This window comes from Micromonospora sp. LOL_015 (assembly GCF_048060275.1).
Classification (GTDB): Bacteria; Actinomycetota; Actinomycetes; order Mycobacteriales; family Micromonosporaceae; genus Micromonospora_E.
The window spans coordinates 61524-75533 of record NZ_JBHMIO010000022.1 but is presented as its reverse complement, the minus strand read 5'-3'; the positions used below and the strand labels follow the sequence as shown (position 1 = coordinate 75533).

General features: G+C 72.0%; 13 protein-coding genes. 5 read left to right on the top strand and 8 right to left on the bottom strand.

Annotation, left to right across the window (positions count from 1 at the left end):
- Positions 1–5: 5 nt before the first annotated feature.
- The 5 genes from ACFHWU_RS18425 to ACFHWU_RS18405 all read right to left on the bottom strand — a co-directional run bounded on the left by ACFHWU_RS18425 (position 6) and on the right by ACFHWU_RS18405 (position 5143).
- The gene (locus tag ACFHWU_RS18425; RefSeq protein ID WP_416555790.1) at positions 6–671 is read right to left on the bottom strand and encodes a hypothetical protein; all 666 of its coding nucleotides are present in this window, start codon (positions 669–671) and stop codon (positions 6–8) included.
- Positions 671–3352 carry an FtsK/SpoIIIE domain-containing protein gene (locus tag ACFHWU_RS18420; RefSeq protein WP_416591123.1) on the bottom strand — a complete coding sequence of 894 codons (2682 nt, stop codon included), beginning with the start codon at positions 3350–3352 and terminating at the stop codon, positions 671–673. The genes ACFHWU_RS18425 and ACFHWU_RS18420 overlap by 1 nt, the downstream gene beginning before the upstream one ends.
- On the bottom strand, positions 3345–4295 hold the full coding sequence (locus tag ACFHWU_RS18415; RefSeq protein ID WP_416591122.1) for a hypothetical protein: 951 nt from the start codon (positions 4293–4295) through the stop codon (positions 3345–3347). The genes ACFHWU_RS18420 and ACFHWU_RS18415 overlap by 8 nt, the downstream gene beginning before the upstream one ends.
- A gap of 6 nt (positions 4296–4301) precedes the next feature.
- Positions 4302–4562: a hypothetical protein gene (locus ACFHWU_RS18410; protein ID WP_278168988.1), complete on the bottom strand. Its 261-nt coding sequence runs from the start codon at positions 4560–4562 to the stop codon at positions 4302–4304.
- A 182-nt stretch (positions 4563–4744) separates the two neighbouring features.
- A complete protein-coding gene (locus ACFHWU_RS18405; protein ID WP_416555793.1) occupies positions 4745–5143 on the bottom strand; it encodes a hypothetical protein in 399 nt (132 codons plus the stop codon).
- Positions 5144–5345: 202 nt separating this feature from the next.
- On the opposite strand from ACFHWU_RS18405, the gene ACFHWU_RS18400 reads away from it, so the two are divergent.
- Genes ACFHWU_RS18400 through ACFHWU_RS18390 form a run of 3 tightly spaced genes read left to right on the top strand, consistent with a single transcriptional unit; the run spans position 5346 to position 8448 of the window.
- On the top strand, positions 5346–7874 hold the full coding sequence (locus tag ACFHWU_RS18400; protein ID WP_416555794.1) for an ATP-dependent Clp protease ATP-binding subunit: 2529 nt from the start codon (positions 5346–5348) through the stop codon (positions 7872–7874).
- Positions 7871–8062, top strand: a complete 192-nt coding sequence (locus ACFHWU_RS18395; RefSeq protein WP_278168993.1) for a hypothetical protein — start codon at positions 7871–7873, stop codon at positions 8060–8062. The genes ACFHWU_RS18400 and ACFHWU_RS18395 overlap by 4 nt, the downstream gene beginning before the upstream one ends.
- Before the next feature lie 23 nt (positions 8063–8085).
- Positions 8086–8448 (top strand): DUF3140 domain-containing protein, encoded by a 363-nt coding sequence (locus ACFHWU_RS18390; RefSeq protein ID WP_416555795.1) that lies wholly within the window; start codon positions 8086–8088, stop codon positions 8446–8448.
- A gap of 117 nt (positions 8449–8565) precedes the next feature.
- Here the strand turns inward: ACFHWU_RS18390 and ACFHWU_RS18385 are convergent, their stop codons facing one another.
- Entirely contained in the window at positions 8566–10062 is a 1497-nt protein-coding gene (locus ACFHWU_RS18385) for a S1 family peptidase (RefSeq protein ID WP_416555796.1), read from the bottom strand.
- 301 nt (positions 10063–10363) lie between these two features.
- Positions 10364–11350: a LysR family transcriptional regulator gene (locus ACFHWU_RS18380; protein WP_416555797.1), complete on the bottom strand. Its 987-nt coding sequence runs from the start codon at positions 11348–11350 to the stop codon at positions 10364–10366.
- Between the two features lie 343 nt (positions 11351–11693).
- Here ACFHWU_RS18380 and ACFHWU_RS18375 point away from each other — a divergent pair, with 343 nt between their 5' ends.
- Positions 11694–13016 (top strand): M20/M25/M40 family metallo-hydrolase, encoded by a 1323-nt coding sequence (locus ACFHWU_RS18375; protein WP_416568629.1) that lies wholly within the window; start codon positions 11694–11696, stop codon positions 13014–13016.
- A 40-nt stretch (positions 13017–13056) separates the two neighbouring features.
- Positions 13057–13752 (top strand): hypothetical protein, encoded by a 696-nt coding sequence (locus tag ACFHWU_RS18370; RefSeq protein ID WP_416555799.1) that lies wholly within the window; start codon positions 13057–13059, stop codon positions 13750–13752.
- A 9-nt stretch (positions 13753–13761) separates the two neighbouring features.
- Here ACFHWU_RS18370 and ACFHWU_RS18365 read toward each other — a convergent pair whose 3' ends face one another.
- Positions 13762–13953: a DUF5703 family protein gene (locus tag ACFHWU_RS18365; protein WP_278169002.1), complete on the bottom strand. Its 192-nt coding sequence runs from the start codon at positions 13951–13953 to the stop codon at positions 13762–13764.
- Positions 13954–14010: the final 57 nt, after the last annotated feature.

Sequence of the window (14010 nt, the reverse complement as noted above, 5' to 3'; positions counted from 1 at the left end):
GCTGGTCAGCCCAGCCCGGTCAGCAGGGCGGCGGTCGTTGCCAGGCCGGCGACCAGGACGATCGACACGGTACGCAGGTCGAGCACCGCGTGCCGGCGGTCGGCCAGCGCCTTGGCCGGACCCAGCCCGAGTAGCGGACCGACCAAGGTGACCACGAGCGCGATCACCGGCATCCCGACCGCCAGGTCGCCGCCGTAGCGCTGGCCAGCCCATCGCGCGGCGGTGGACAGCCCGAACGCGGCGGCGGCTCCGGCGGCGCCGAACACCGCCAGCACCGGATACGCCGACCGGGGCAGGGGGCCCACGTCGTTGGACCGCTCGACCAAAGCGCGGGCGGCCGCGAGCCAGTGCTCCGGATCGTCGTCGACGGCGGTACCCGGGGGCGTCGGCAGTGGCGGCGGGAGGCCGCCGAGCCGTCCGGCCAACGGCCCGAACCGGTGACCGATCTCGGTCCAGATGTCGGCGGCCACCCGGTCGACGTCCGCCAGCTCCCGGCCTGCCTGATCGTGGAGCTGGTGCAGCTCCGCCAGGTCGGCCTCCACCTCAGCCACCGCGGTCTGCGCGCCGTCGCACCGTTGCGCGTACCACTGCTGCGCTTCGTCCCGGCGGTTCTGCAGCGCGGCGGCGAGTTCGGCGAGCCGGCGCATCAGCTCGGGGTAGGAGGCGTCCATCAGGTCAGCCCGTACGGGATGATGACCTCTGCGCTGCGGTGCACCGTTCGGTCGAAGAACAGCGCCCGCCACGGCCGGGGATACCAGGCCGGGCCGCCGGCCCGGGGGTACAGCGGCGGTCCGAGGTCGGAGCCGTGCACGTCCAACGCCACCCAGGCGCCAATCTGGTCGGTCCGTGAGCCGACCCCGCCGAGATCGTCGCGCATCCGGGCCACCCCGCGCCACCAGCCCAGCACGTGGGTGTGCCGCTCCGGCCCGAGATGCAGCACCCGGCGGAGCCGGTCCAGGCCGGAGCGGCCGGCGAACTTCGCCGCCAGCCGCCCGGCGGCGGCGTCGACCGCGTACAGCACCAGGAAGTGTGGGCGGACCGGACCGTCCAGCACGTCACCGGAGAGCCGGTCGGCGGTGTCCGCGAGCAGCCCGCCGACGGTATCCAGGTCGTACAGTCCGGTGCCGGCCGGCAACGCCGCGTGTAGCCGGTGGGCGGCTGCCTCCGCGTCCGGATCCAGACAGGCGACGTCGAACCGCGCCGCGCCGGGCGGGTACTGCCGGGCCAGCGACCGGGCACCGGCGTCGAGCAGGGCGCACGCCTCGTCCACCCGGGTGCCCAGTACCGCGAGATTACGTCCGGGTGCCCGGGCCAGGCTGAGCTGGGCGGAGCGGGCCAGTACGTCGATCGTCTCGCCGAGCAACGCCACCGGTACGCGCGGTCCGTCGCCGTCGGCGACCAGTGCCTGGTAGTCCGGTGCCTCGGCCAGCCGGGGCACCACGTCGCCGTCGAACAGCCGCGGCGTGGGCAGGTCGGCGGGCCGCCGTCGCCACAGCCGGTGTTGCAGCTCCTGCCAGGTGTCCCGGTCGCTGGCCGGCGGAACCCGGACAATCTGGTTGGCCTCCGTTGCCCCGGACTCGGCGTTGACCACGGCGTGATGGCGGGGCAGTGACTCCGCTGCGGTGTTGGTCTCCGGCAGAACGCGGCGCGCCTTCGGTAGCGCGATCCGTAGTGCGAACTGGGCGATCAGCGCGGTACGCCCCCACAGCGCCTGGATACCGGAGACGTCCTGGGACGCCAGGATCAGGTGGATGCCCTGTGACCGGCCCCGCCGGGCCAGGTCCTCCAGCAGCGTCGCGGCCTCGGTGGCCAGCGCGTCGTTGCCGGCGAGCAGCACCTGGAACTCGTCGATCACCGCCACGATGCGCGGCCACCGGCCCTGTGGGTCCTCGGCGCGCAGCTCCGCCAGCTTCGTCACCTCGTGGCGTTTGGCGGCGTCGGCCCGCTGCCGCAGTTGCGCACCGAGGAAGTTCAGCATCGCCAGACCGAACTCCCGGTCGGTGTTGACGTTCACCCCGACCAGCCGGACATGCGGCAGGAAGCTGGGGTCCCGCCGGCCCGGCGCGAACCGGGCAAAGGACACCCCCTCCTTGAAGTCCAGCAGATAGAACTCCAGCTCGGTGGGGGAGTAGCGGGCGGCTAGGGCACCGATCCACGCGTAGATCAGGTTGGTCTTTCCGGTACCGGACGGCCCACCGATCAGCGCGTGCGGCGGATAGTCGCTCAACGTCACCGTCACCGGCCGGCCCTGTGGGCTGTCGCCGACCGGCGCGGTCAGCCCGGCGGTGGCGTCCTCGGTCCATTCCTGTTCGGGCAGCAGATCGCTGAATACCGCCGGAACCGGGCCGGCGGCGACTGCGGCGGCGATCTCCCGGCAGGTACGAGTGACCAGCTCGGCCGGCGGCGGCGGGTCGATCCGCACCGGTAGCTGCGGATAGCCGCTGACCCGAGCCGTGCCGCCGGAGACCGACACGGTGGTCACGGTGGGCGCGGCGCTGAGCCCGACACCGCGGACGATCAGATGGACGCCGCAGGCGGCACCGGCGCGGGTGATCCGGTCCAGCTGAGCCCGTTCGTGCCGGGACAGCTCCTCCCCGGGCCCGCCGAGCAGGACGGCGATCCGCCACGGCTCCGGCCGTCGGCCGGTGGCCGTCGCCAGTTCGCTCAGCGATCGGAACTCCCCGGCCAGCACCTTCTCGTTGATCCGGCGGATGTGGTCGACCAGCTCGTCCAGGTGCCGGCTCAACCCACCGGGGCCGGCGAAGGTGAGCAGGCCGGGTCCGGCCAGCGGGGCGAAACCGGCGAGGCCGCCACCGAGCTGTTCCGGGTCGTAGCCGGTCAGCCGGACGGTGCCGGGCGCGGTACGGCCGAGGATCCGCAGCAGCAGCGCGGACAGCACGGCGTCACACCCCGCTCGGTCGGCGCCGTTTAGCGCCACGTGGCCGTGGTCCAGGACCGCGACGAGCGCGGGTACGGCGGGACCTCCGGCCAGCCCGGTCAGGCCGATCCGGGCAGCTCCTGGCGCTTCCGTGCGCGTCGCCGGAGCAGGACGCCACCGGGCCCAGTCAGCGGCGGCGGCTCCTGGTGCCGCCCGGTTCACCGCCGCGACGGCTCGCCGGGCGGTCACCGCTATCTGATCGCGGTACTGCTCGGCGAGGTCGGCGAGCCGGCGGTCGCGGTGCGCTGCGGCTCGGTGCGGCACCTGCTCGGCTGCCCTGCGTACCCGCTTGAGCTGCTGTTGCGCCGCGGCGATGTCCTGTTCGACGTCGTCGAGTCGGTTGCGGGCCGCCGCGCGGGCATGACCGAGCGCCCGGCGGACCGCGGCTACCAGCTCGGCCCGCGCGTCAGGCATCGCGCCCCCGCAGCGGTCGGGGCTGCTCCGGGCGCAGCGTCTGCGGCTCGCGGTCGAGCAGCCGTAGCAGTACGCCGGTGAGTACCGCGCCGGCGACCGCCGAATCGGCCGGGTGTGGCGGAGCCGGGGGCTGCCCGGCCTGTTCATCGTCGGCCCGGTGAACGTCGCCGCGCCGCTCGTCGGCCGGCACCCGGCAGATCCGGGCGAACAGGGTCGACAGCACCGAGTCCGGCATGCCGGGTAGCAGCTCGCGTACCTGTCGGGTGGTGGCGGAGGCGAGCCGACGCAGGTCCTCGGCCTGCGGCTCGTGGTCCAGCAGGTCCCCGGCGAGCCGGTGCAGCAGCGGTGGGGTGACCGCGGCGAGATTCAGCCCGGTCGGCGCGGCCGCCGCGGCGAGGTCGCGGTGCAGTCCGGCCCGGTCCTCCCGACGGACCGCCGTCGCGACCCTGCGCAGCAGTTCGGCGGTGTCTGTGGCGGCGTCCGGCCCGGGCGTGTCGGTCGCGGCGTCCGGCCCCGGCCCGACCCCGGACTCCCGGTCGGTCAGCTCCGCGACCCGGGCGGCCCACCAGTTGCCGAGCTCGGGCGCGACAGGCGCGCTCGTCCGTCCGGTGCCGTCCGGTGCCGCTGTCGGGTCCCGGTCGCTGTCCAGCGCCGCCCGCCACCCGCCGTCGCCCCCCGACGCCGGGCCGGCGCCGAAGCCGATCGCCGCCAGGTAGTCGTCCACTGACTGCGCAGCGACCCGCATCGCGTGGCCGGCCTGCTCCGCGTGTTCGGTGGCGCCGGCGAGCTGCGGCACTGCCAGCGGGTCCGCCGACTCCTGGCGGACCCAGATGAGCAGCTCGGTCGCGGCGCGCAGCCGCTGCACCGCGACCGCGAGCTGGCCCACCGGCAGGTCGTCGGTGGCCGCCCGGACCCGGGCGGCGAGATTCTCGGCGAGGGACATTGGTGACTACAGCGTCGCGGAGTACGTTTGCGCCTGTTCGACGGCGGCGAGTGTGGCGGCGAGGCACTCCTCGAGCTCGGAGCTGGCCTGGAACAGGGCGGCCTGGGCCGCTCCGACCGCCTCGTGGCCGCTGCCCTCGAAGGCGGCCGCCAGGCTCTGCTGCGCCTCGGCGATCTTCTCGCTGGCGGCTTGGACGGCAGCCTGGCCCTCCGACACCTGCATTATCGCGGCTTCGATGGCGGACTTGACCTCGGCGACACTCGCCACGGGCGAAACCTCCTCAAGCGGCTGGAAGGCTCTATTAGAGCCTACCGCTGGTGGGTGGTTGCTGCCCGGCTGTCTGGTCCCGCAGATAGGCTGGTCCGCAGCGACCGTCCGGCCGCCGGCGCTTAGCCCGTGTGAGCTGGGCAACTGCCGGTGGCGGATCAGGTATTCAGGCTGAATACCGGTCAGAAGTCCGACACCGGATCGGTCAGCTGCCTGGTCAGCCATCGGGGTCCGCGTATCTGCGCGCCCACTTCGGCGACCCGGTCCGTCAACCGGCGGTCGGCCGTGACGACTACCACCCGCCGGTCCGGTCCGCCCTCGGCGGCGATCTCGACAATCAGATCGTCCCCCGACCCGGGAGCCACGCCGATCCGTACCCCGTCGGTCGGCGGCAGACCACGGGCCGCCCCCTCCACCACCAGGACCACCTCCAGCGGGCCGGTCAGCTCGGGGAGTCCCCGGTCGGCGACGCCGACCAGTTGATTACGCAGCCGGGCGGCCGCCGCCATCCGGTCGCGCCACCAACCGTCGGGTCGGGAGCCGACCACGTTCGCGCCGTCCACGATCAGCAGAGTCCGCATCCGGCAAGCCTGCCAGCATGCGCGGCCGTGGACCCGGCACCCCGGCCGGCCGCCCCAATCCCGACCCACGTGCCGTTACCTCGGCGGCATGCGGGGTGGTTCCGGACGTCGCTCGTCGACCGGGACGTTTGGCCCGGGGCGGCCCGGGTAGCCACAGTCCGGTTCACAGCCGGCGGGGGCGAAACGGCGAGGGGGCGCGCAGATGAGTGACGGACCGTACGGCCCGGGAGGGCTCGGCACCGATCCCTGGGAGGACCTGCTGGCCCGGTTTCTCACCGGCGGCGAGCCCCGGTTGCCGGTGCACCGGGTCGACATCACCCGGCTAATGAGTGGCGATGCCCGTGACCTGCTCACCGCCGCCGCCCGGCGGGCGGCCCAGGCCGGCACCAGCGACCTGGACACCGATCACCTGCTCTGGGCGGCGTTGCAGCGTCAACCGCTGCGGGAGCTGGTCCGCCGGGCCGGGGCCGACCCGAACGGGCTGCTCGCCGAGTTGGGCGGACCGGCGGCCGGCCGGGGCGAGGTACCGGCCAACCTCTCGCTGACCCCGGCGGCGAAACGTGCACTACTGGACGCGCACCAGCTCTCCCGGGCCACCGGCGCGACCTACATCGGACCCGAGCACGTGCTGATGGCGCTGGCGGTCAACCCGGAGTCGGCCGCCGGGCGGATGCTCGCGGCCGGCCACGTCGAACCCCGGTCGCTGCAGAACGCCAGCGCCGAACGCGGCGGTGCGGCCAAGCCGCGGACGGCCCGCGGGACCCCGACCCTCGACCAGTACGGGCAGGATCTGACCGAACTCGCCGCTCAGGGGGCGATCGACCCGGTCGTCGGCCGGGGTGAGGAGATCGAGCAGGCCGTGGAGATCCTGTCCCGGCGGACCAAGAACAACCCGGTGCTGATCGGGGAGGCCGGGGTCGGCAAGACCGCGATTGTGGAAGGACTGGCGCAGCGCATCGTCGACGGGGACGTCCCCCAGACGCTGATCGGCAAGCGGGTGGTGCAGCTGGATCTCGCCGGGCTGGTCGCCGGTACCCGGTACCGCGGCGACTTCGAGGAACGGCTGAAGAAGGTCATCGACGAGATCCGTAACCACGGCGACGACCTCATCGTCTTCCTCGACGAGCTGCACACCCTGGTCGGGGCGGGCGGCGGCGGCACCGAAGGGTCGATGGACGCCAGCAACATGCTGAAACCTGCGTTGTCCCGAGGCCAACTGCGGGTGGTCGGCGCGACCACGCTGGACGAGTACCGGCGCAACATCGAAAAGGACGCCGCGTTGGCCCGGCGGTTCCAACCGGTCCTGGTGCCCGAGCCGACCGTGGCGGACACCATCGCGATCCTGCACGGTCTGCGGGACCGCTATGAGGCGCATCACCAGGTGCGGTTCACTGACGACGCGTTGCTGTCGGCGGCGGAACTCGCCGACCGCTACATCAGCGACCGTTTCCTGCCGGACAAGGCGATCGACCTGATCGACCAGGCCGGCGCCCGGGTCCGGCTGCGCACCCGCACACCGGCCGCCGACGTACGGGACCTGGAACGGCAGCTCGAGCAGTTGCACCGGGACAAGGCTCAGGCAGTCGCCGACGAACAGTACGAACGGGCGTCCGGCCTGCGGGACCAGTTGACGCAGGTGCAACAGCGGATCGAGACGGCCCGCAGCCCGGACAGCGCCGGGGTGCCCCAGGTCAGCATCGAGGAGATCGCCGAGGTGGTATCCCGGTCCACCGGCATTCCGGTCAGCCAGCTCACCGAGGAGGAGCGGGACCGGTTGCTGCGGCTGGAGGGCGAACTGCACCAACGGGTGGTCGGCCAGGACGACGCGGTCACCGCGGTCGCCGAGGCGGTCCGTCGCTCGCGGGCCGGGCTGGGAGACCCGGACCGGCCGGTCGGCAGTTTCCTGTTCCTCGGACCCACCGGCGTCGGCAAGACGGAGCTTGCCCGGGCCCTCGCGGCGGCCCTGTTCGGTGACGCCGACCGGATGGTCCGACTCGACATGAGCGAGTTCCAGGAACGGCACACGGTAAGTCGACTGGTCGGGGCACCGCCCGGGTACGTCGGCTACGAGGAGGCCGGCCAGCTGACCGAGGCGGTTCGCCGACGACCGTACGCAGTGGTGCTGCTCGACGAGATCGAGAAGGCGCACGTCGACGTGTTCAACGTATTGCTGCAGCTGATCGACGACGGCCGGCTGACCGACAGCCAGGGCCGGACGGTCAACTTCCGTAACGTGGTTCTGATCATGACGAGCAATCTCGGCTCGGAGCTGATCACCGGCGGCGGCCGCAGCGTCGGCTTTGGTGGGACGGACGGCGACAGCCCTGACGACGACCTGCGCGAGCGCCTGCTGCGCCGGCTGCAGGAGGACTTCCGTCCGGAGTTCCTCAACCGGATCGACGAGATCATCATCTTCCGGCAACTGGCCCAGCAGCAGCTGCGCCAGATCACCGATCTGCTGCTGGAGGAGACCCGCCGGCGGCTGCATGCCCAGGACATCGCCGTGGAGGTCACCGATGCGGCGGCCGACTGGATAGCCGAAGCCGGATACCAGCCGGAGTTCGGCGCGCGGCCGATGCGTCGGACGATCCAGCGGGAGGTCGACAACCAACTGTCCCGGTTGCTGCTCGACGGCACGTTGGCGGCGGGGCAACGGGTCACCGTCGACGCGCGGGACGGTGGTCTGCGGTTCGATGTCGTCAGCGCGGCCGAAGGGAGGAGACGATCATGAGTCAACCTGAGGAACAACGTGAGAAGTCCGCGAAGACCGACGAGGTGCTGGCCCGGAACAGCCCGCTGGACACCGGGACCGGACCCGGCGCCGTCCTGGCGGACACCGATGTGCGCCCGGAACCGGCCGGTACACAGACCCGGGCCGACTCCGACGATCCGGTGAGCAGCACCGAGCCCCCCGACTGACTGTCAAGGTGAGGAGGTTGTCGATGGCGGCGTACCGGCGTACCGACACCGACACTGATCAGTTGTGGAACGAGTTCCACGCGTACGTGAACATTAGTTCGGAACAGCTGCGTGACTGGCTGCTGACCGAGGCGTCCGGCGAACAAGCGTTCGTCGGACCCGGCGTCGACCTGCCGCAGCCCGGTGGTGCCGTACTGGCGGTGCTGGGCAAACGGCGGGTGGATCTGACCGAACCGGACCGGCAGGTGATGGCGCGGGTCGTCGAGGAGATCCGGGACCTGCTCGCCAGCCGTCCGGCGGCGGGCGCGGCGGACGACCGGTGGCGGCGGGCGCTGCTTGACCTGGGGCACGATCCGCTGCGCGTCGACGCGGACACGGCGGGCTGACCAGTCACCTCCACCTGGCGCACGCCGACGGCGGGTCCCGTTCCCGGTACCCGCCGTCGGGGTGTGGCTCTGCCGGTTCGTCTCCCGGCCCGACCGGCTCGGCCGGGAGACGAACGGCTACGGCCGGGTGATGCCGAGCGAGTAGCTGCCCGAACCGCTGTACGCGTGGACCACGTACCGGTAGTAGCCGGAGGAGCCGCTGTAGGTCAGCGTCTCATCCGGACCGGGGCTGGTGCCGCTGGCCACGCTGACCCAGCTGCTGCCGCTCCACCGCTGCAGGTACAGGTCGAAGTCGCGGCTGGTCGGCCCGTCCAGGCAGGCCCGGTGGGTGCCGGAGCCGGCGCTGAAGTAGCTGCCGTTGGGTTGGATCTGGGTGCCGCCGGAGGAGAGCGAACCGGTGTAGGTGTTCTGGTAGCCGCTGCAGGTTCCGCTGCCCGGCGGCGGGGTGGTCGGCGGGTTGCCGCCACCGCCGGTCCGCAGCGTGAGGCCGTACACCGAGAGGATCTCGTTGACCGGCTGGAAGTAGGTGGTGCCGCCGGTCGAGCAGTTGCCCGAACCGCCGGAGGTGACCCCCTGGGCCTGCTGGCCGGAGAGCCACGACCCACCGGAGTCTCCGGGCTCGGCGCAGGCGTTGGTCCGGGTCAGGCCGGACACTTGGCCCTGCGGGTAGTTCACCGTCGAGTTCTTGGCCTGGATGGTGCCGCAGCGCCAACCGGTGGTGGATCCGGACCGGCAAACCGACGCGCCGACCGCCGCCTCGGCCGAGCCGGCGACCGTGACGTTGCCGCCGCTGTAGTTGTTCACCCACGGCTGCGGCGTCCAGTTCGAGTTGGTCTGTACCCAGGCGTAGTCGTTGCCGGGGAACGACGACCCACGGAAGGTGCCCTGCGACACCTGGTTGTAGCCCTGGGTGGCGGTGCCCACGCTGCCGCAGTGCCCGGCGGTGACGAACCCGCCGGTCACCGAGAAGCCGACCGAGCAGCGCCCGCCCATGTAGTAGGCGTCGCCGCCCCGGACGTCGTACAAGGTGGTCGGCGTCTCATCGGTGCGCACGACCCGTACCGCGTCCGCCGCTGCGCCGCTGCCGGCGACGAAGCTCTCGGCCACCGAGATGTCGCCGCGGGCCAGCACCACCACGGCGTTGGTAGCCACGTCGACGTACCAGCCGGCGACGGCGTTCGCCGGCGCCTTCGCCGCGGTGCGGTCGAGCTTGGCCTTGACCCGGTCGAGTTCGGCCGCGCTGCGGTCGACCACCTTGACCTTCGCGCCGGCGGCGGTCACCGCGGCGGCCTGGGCCGAGTCGGTGACCGCCACGGTCAGCGTGCCGCCGTCGGGGGACAGCCACGCCCCGCCGAAATCGGTGCCGAGGGTGGCACGCAACATTGCTTCCTTCTTGTTGGCGCTGGCCTCCTTGGCGATCCGGACCCGCGCCTGGTCTGCGGTAAGGCCCAGGTCACGCTGCATCGCCGCGAGCATTCCGGGTGCGGCCGCGTCGGCGGCCGGCTGGGCGACCGGCCCGGCGCTGGGTGCTGCCATGGCGGGCATCGCGGCCAGACCGGCCGCGCCCAGTGGCAGGACGGCGGCTGCGGTGGCCGCGATCAGTGCTCGTCTCATCTGCTCCCCTGACGATTGAACGGGAAGTGACTCCGGCGGGGGCCAGGGATCGCCTGGCGGAGCCGACCGGAGGCACGTGGCACCCCGACGTCTCCGATACCGACGGGGGCCGGAGCCCGAACGGTCCGCCGGTCGTGGTGCGCCGTCGGGCCCGGATGTCGGTGTTCGGGGTAACGTTGAGTTGCTGTCAACTTAATGGCGGTCTATGTCAGCAGGCAGATACCAGCTGGCTCATACCGTCACAGCGATCGGTCGGGGCGGAGTGGGGCCGGTCGGGGAGAGGCAGGCCCGGTCAGCCCGGTCAGCCGTCCGAAACCGGGATGCCGGCCAGGCTCTGCGCCCCGAATCCGGGGTTGTCGGCGAGCCAGCCGAGATACTGCGGGTTGCGCCCCAGCGAGTCGGTGTACGCCGTGGTTGCGTGGGTGAACACCCGGTCGGCGAGGGCGGCGGCGGTCGCGTCCGGGTGCCAGCCCAGCAGCAGCCGCCAGCGCAGCGGCGCGCCGGCCAACGGTCGGGTCACCAGCCCGCTGATCGGCCGGAATGTCGCCTGGCACAGGGCGATGGCCTCGCCGGACTCGACCAGGTCGACACAGCCGCGGATGTCGGTCTCGTACATCTTGCGGGGGGTGAACCCGGACCGTGCGCAGGCGGCGGCGAAGCAGTCGCCGAAGCATCCGTCGCCGGGCGCGGCGACCCACTGCTCGTCGGCGAGCATGCCGAGCTCGATCTCTGGGCGGTGCGCCAGCGGGTGGGTCTCGGGCAACAGGACGAAGATCGCGTCGACGGCGACTGCCCGCCACGCCAAACCGAACTCAGCCGATGGGGTGGCGTCGCCGCACACCCCGGTGAGCGCGTAGTCCAGTCGACCGCTGAGCACCATCTGGGCGAGCTCGTCGACGTACCAGGAGGCGTAGGTGCTGATCTGCGCCTGCGGCTGGTCGGCGGCGAGCCGGTGTACCAGGCCACCCAGGATCGGGCTGTTGACCCCGCCGAGCCGGAACCTGCTCATCACGCTGCCCGTGCCGGCCAGCCGGGCCGCTTCGTTCTGCAGCCCCTTCATCGCCGGCAGCAGCACCCGGGCCCGGGCCAGGACCAGTTCGCCCAGTGCGGTCGGCCGGGCACCCCGTCGGTCGCGCTCGAACAAGGGCCCACCGAGAGTCCGTTCGATCCGTTGCAGTTGCGCGGTGAGTGCGGGCTGCGCCAACCCCAACATGGAGGCCGCCTTGGTGACGCTTCCCGTCTCCGCGATGGCGCAGACAACCCGCAGGTGCCGCAGCTCCAGGTTCATAACGTGACGGTAGGACCAGAACGGGATCGACGGGAAGACCTTCGATGCGGGAAACGTTCTCCGACATCAATATGAAACAGAACTGAACGGACATTTCGGACTAGCCGTCGCGGCCGACCCGCGTCGCCGTCAGATCCTCGGGATAGGCGGCACGGCCGGACAGCAGATCCCGGGTCTTGTCCAGCACCCCCAGCGCCGGGTTCACCACCCGGTTCCACGGCGGCCGCAGCGGTCCGTCGCGATGCCCTGCGAATGGGGCGGTACCCCCATGCCGTCGTCGAAACCGTGGGGCGTGCCGCCGCGGGGCTGGGGCAGCGGCCGGACGGCTGGTAAGAAGAACCGCATGACTGCACCCTCCCCGCCGCCGGCGCCGACCGACGAGGTCGTGCGGATCTGCCGCGACCTGCTGCGGATCGACACCACCAACACCGGTGACCCGCTGACCAGCGTCGGTGAACGGGTCGCCGCGGAGTACGTCGCCGACCAGCTCGCCGAGGTCGGCGTCACCAGCACCATCGTCGAGTCCGCACCCGGCCGGGCCAGCCTGGTCGCCCGCATCTCCGGTACCGACCCGTCCCGCGGGGCGCTGCTCGTGCACGGCCACCTCGACGTGGTCCCGGCCGACGCATCCGAATGGTCGGTCCCGCCGTTCGCCGGCGAGTTGCGCGACGGCTACCTGTGGGGCCGTGGGGCGATCGACATGAAGGACTTCGACGCGATGGTGCTCGCCGTGGTCCGTGACTGGCAGCGCAGCGGGACCCGGCCACCGCGCGACATCGTACTGGCCTTCACCGCCGACGAGGAGGCTGGCGGCCGGTACGGCGCCCACCACCTGGTGCAGCGGCACTCCGGGCTGTTCGACGGCTGCACCGAGGCGATCGGCGAGGTCGGCGGCTTCTCCTACACGGTGAGTGACGACCTGCGGCTGTATCTGATCGAGACGGCGGAGAAGGGCATCAACTGGCTGCGGCTGCACACCCGGGGCCGTCCCGGACACGGCTCGATGATGCACGACGACAACGCGGTGACGGCGTTGTGCGAGGCGGTGGCAAGGCTTGGCCGACACAGTTTCCCGATCGTCGTCACCCCGACCGTGCGGGACTTCCTGGCCGAGGTCTCCGACCTGCTCGGCATCGAGTTCGACCCGGACGACCCGGAGTCGACGATCGCCAAGCTGGGGCCGATCGCGAACATCATCGGTGCCACGGTCCGTAACACCGCCAATCCGACCCGGCTGGACGCCGGATACAAGGAGAACGTCATCCCCGGTCGAGCCAGTGCCACCATTGACTGCCGGGTGCTGCCCGGCCAGGAGACCCAGTTCCTGGCCGAGCTCCGCCAGCTGATCGGCCCGGATGTGGCGATCGAACACGTGGAGCGGCAGCCGGCGATCGAGACGACCTTTGACGGTGCGCTGGTCGACGCGATGGCCGCCGCGCTGCGCCACGCCGACCCGGGTGCCCGGACGGTGCCGTACATGCTCTCCGGCGGCACCGACGCCAAGGCGTTTCGCCAACTCGGCATCCGATGCTTCGGGTTCACCCCGCTACGGCTGCCGGCAGAGTTGAACTTCTCTGCGCTGTTCCATGGCATCGACGAGCGGGTCCCGGTCGAGGGGCTACAGTTCGGCGTGCATGTGCTCGACCGCTTCTTGCGCCAGAGCTGACCGCCGGCGCCCCATCGACGGTGAAGGGAATTTCATCCGCATGACCGACCAGCACACCGACCTCGACGCCGCGCTGGAGCAGGTGTTCCAGGCTGCCCGGGCACATCTGGCCACGGTCAAGGCCGCCGACGGCCGAATCGACGACGACGCCGTCTGGCAGGCGTACGTGGCGCTCAACAACGCGTCGTACGCGTACGACGAGCAGTTGCTGGACGCCTTCGGTGAGGTGACACCCTGGGACGTCGAGTCGATCGATCCGCAGGAGGCGGACGAACGGTTCGGTGTCGGTGCCGGCGGTGTCGACGGCGACGAGCCGGCCGACCCGCACCCGCAGGTCGTCTCGGTACGCCAGCGTCGTGACTACCGGGTGCCGTCGGTCGCCGCGCTGGTCCGCATCGCCGACGCGGCCCGCCGCCAGGGCAGCCCGTCCGCCGAGGAGGCAGAGCCGGTCGGTGGCGTCGGAGAGGCGGTGCTCGAGCTGCTGCAGGCCGGCGACGGCTCACTCGGCGCGCTGGACATCCCGGAGCTGGAACCGCTCGACGGCGTGGTCATGGTGCACGAGGTCACCACGCCGCTGGATCCGGAGGCGTTCAGCGACGGCGATGTCGATGGACCGTTCCGGTCAGTTCCCGGTGACGAGATCGTCGGCCGACTCGACGAGCACGCCTACCTGCCGGACGACGACGGCGACGACTCACCGGCCAGCGGCGGCCCGGCCGGCGGCGGCCTGCGCTAAGCACACCGCCTACGTACTGAGCCCGGGCTGCGGCTGCCGGGCGATCCTGCGCCGGAGCACCACCTGGCGCGTCCCGTCACGGAACAGCCGCACCCGGGCAAGCTCCCAGCCAGAGAACTCGGCCTGAATCGCCAACTGCGCGGCTGCGGTCAACCGGTCGACGTTCGGCGGCAACCGCAGCGGCGCGTACTCGTAGTCCATGACCACCATCCTGCCGCCGGCCCCCGGCTGTGTCACCCGCCGGCCACCTCCGGCGGC

Bases quoted from the DNA above. Each gene is read 5' to 3' on its own strand.
- ACFHWU_RS18395 (WP_278168993.1), top strand. From the start codon at position 7,871: ATGAGTCAACCTGAGGAACAACGTGAGAAGTCCGCGAAGACCGACGAG.
- ACFHWU_RS18370 (WP_416555799.1), top strand. From the start codon at position 13,057: ATGACCGACCAGCACACCGACCTCGACGCCGCGCTGGAGCAGGTGTTC.
- ACFHWU_RS18400 (WP_416555794.1), top strand. From the start codon at position 5,346: ATGAGTGACGGACCGTACGGCCCGGGAGGGCTCGGCACCGATCCCTGG.
- ACFHWU_RS18390 (WP_416555795.1), top strand. From the start codon at position 8,086: ATGGCGGCGTACCGGCGTACCGACACCGACACTGATCAGTTGTGGAAC.
- ACFHWU_RS18405 (WP_416555793.1), bottom strand. From the start codon at position 5,143: ATGCGGACTCTGCTGATCGTGGACGGCGCGAACGTGGTCGGCTCCCGA.
- ACFHWU_RS18375 (WP_416568629.1), top strand. From the start codon at position 11,694: ATGACTGCACCCTCCCCGCCGCCGGCGCCGACCGACGAGGTCGTGCGG.
- ACFHWU_RS18365 (WP_278169002.1), bottom strand. From the start codon at position 13,953: ATGGACTACGAGTACGCGCCGCTGCGGTTGCCGCCGAACGTCGACCGG.
- ACFHWU_RS18380 (WP_416555797.1), bottom strand. From the start codon at position 11,350: ATGAACCTGGAGCTGCGGCACCTGCGGGTTGTCTGCGCCATCGCGGAG.
- ACFHWU_RS18415 (WP_416591122.1), bottom strand. From the start codon at position 4,295: ATGTCCCTCGCCGAGAATCTCGCCGCCCGGGTCCGGGCGGCCACCGAC.
- ACFHWU_RS18385 (WP_416555796.1), bottom strand. From the start codon at position 10,062: ATGAGACGAGCACTGATCGCGGCCACCGCAGCCGCCGTCCTGCCACTG.
- ACFHWU_RS18425 (WP_416555790.1), bottom strand. From the start codon at position 671: ATGGACGCCTCCTACCCCGAGCTGATGCGCCGGCTCGCCGAACTCGCC.
- ACFHWU_RS18420 (WP_416591123.1), bottom strand. From the start codon at position 3,352: ATGCCTGACGCGCGGGCCGAGCTGGTAGCCGCGGTCCGCCGGGCGCTC.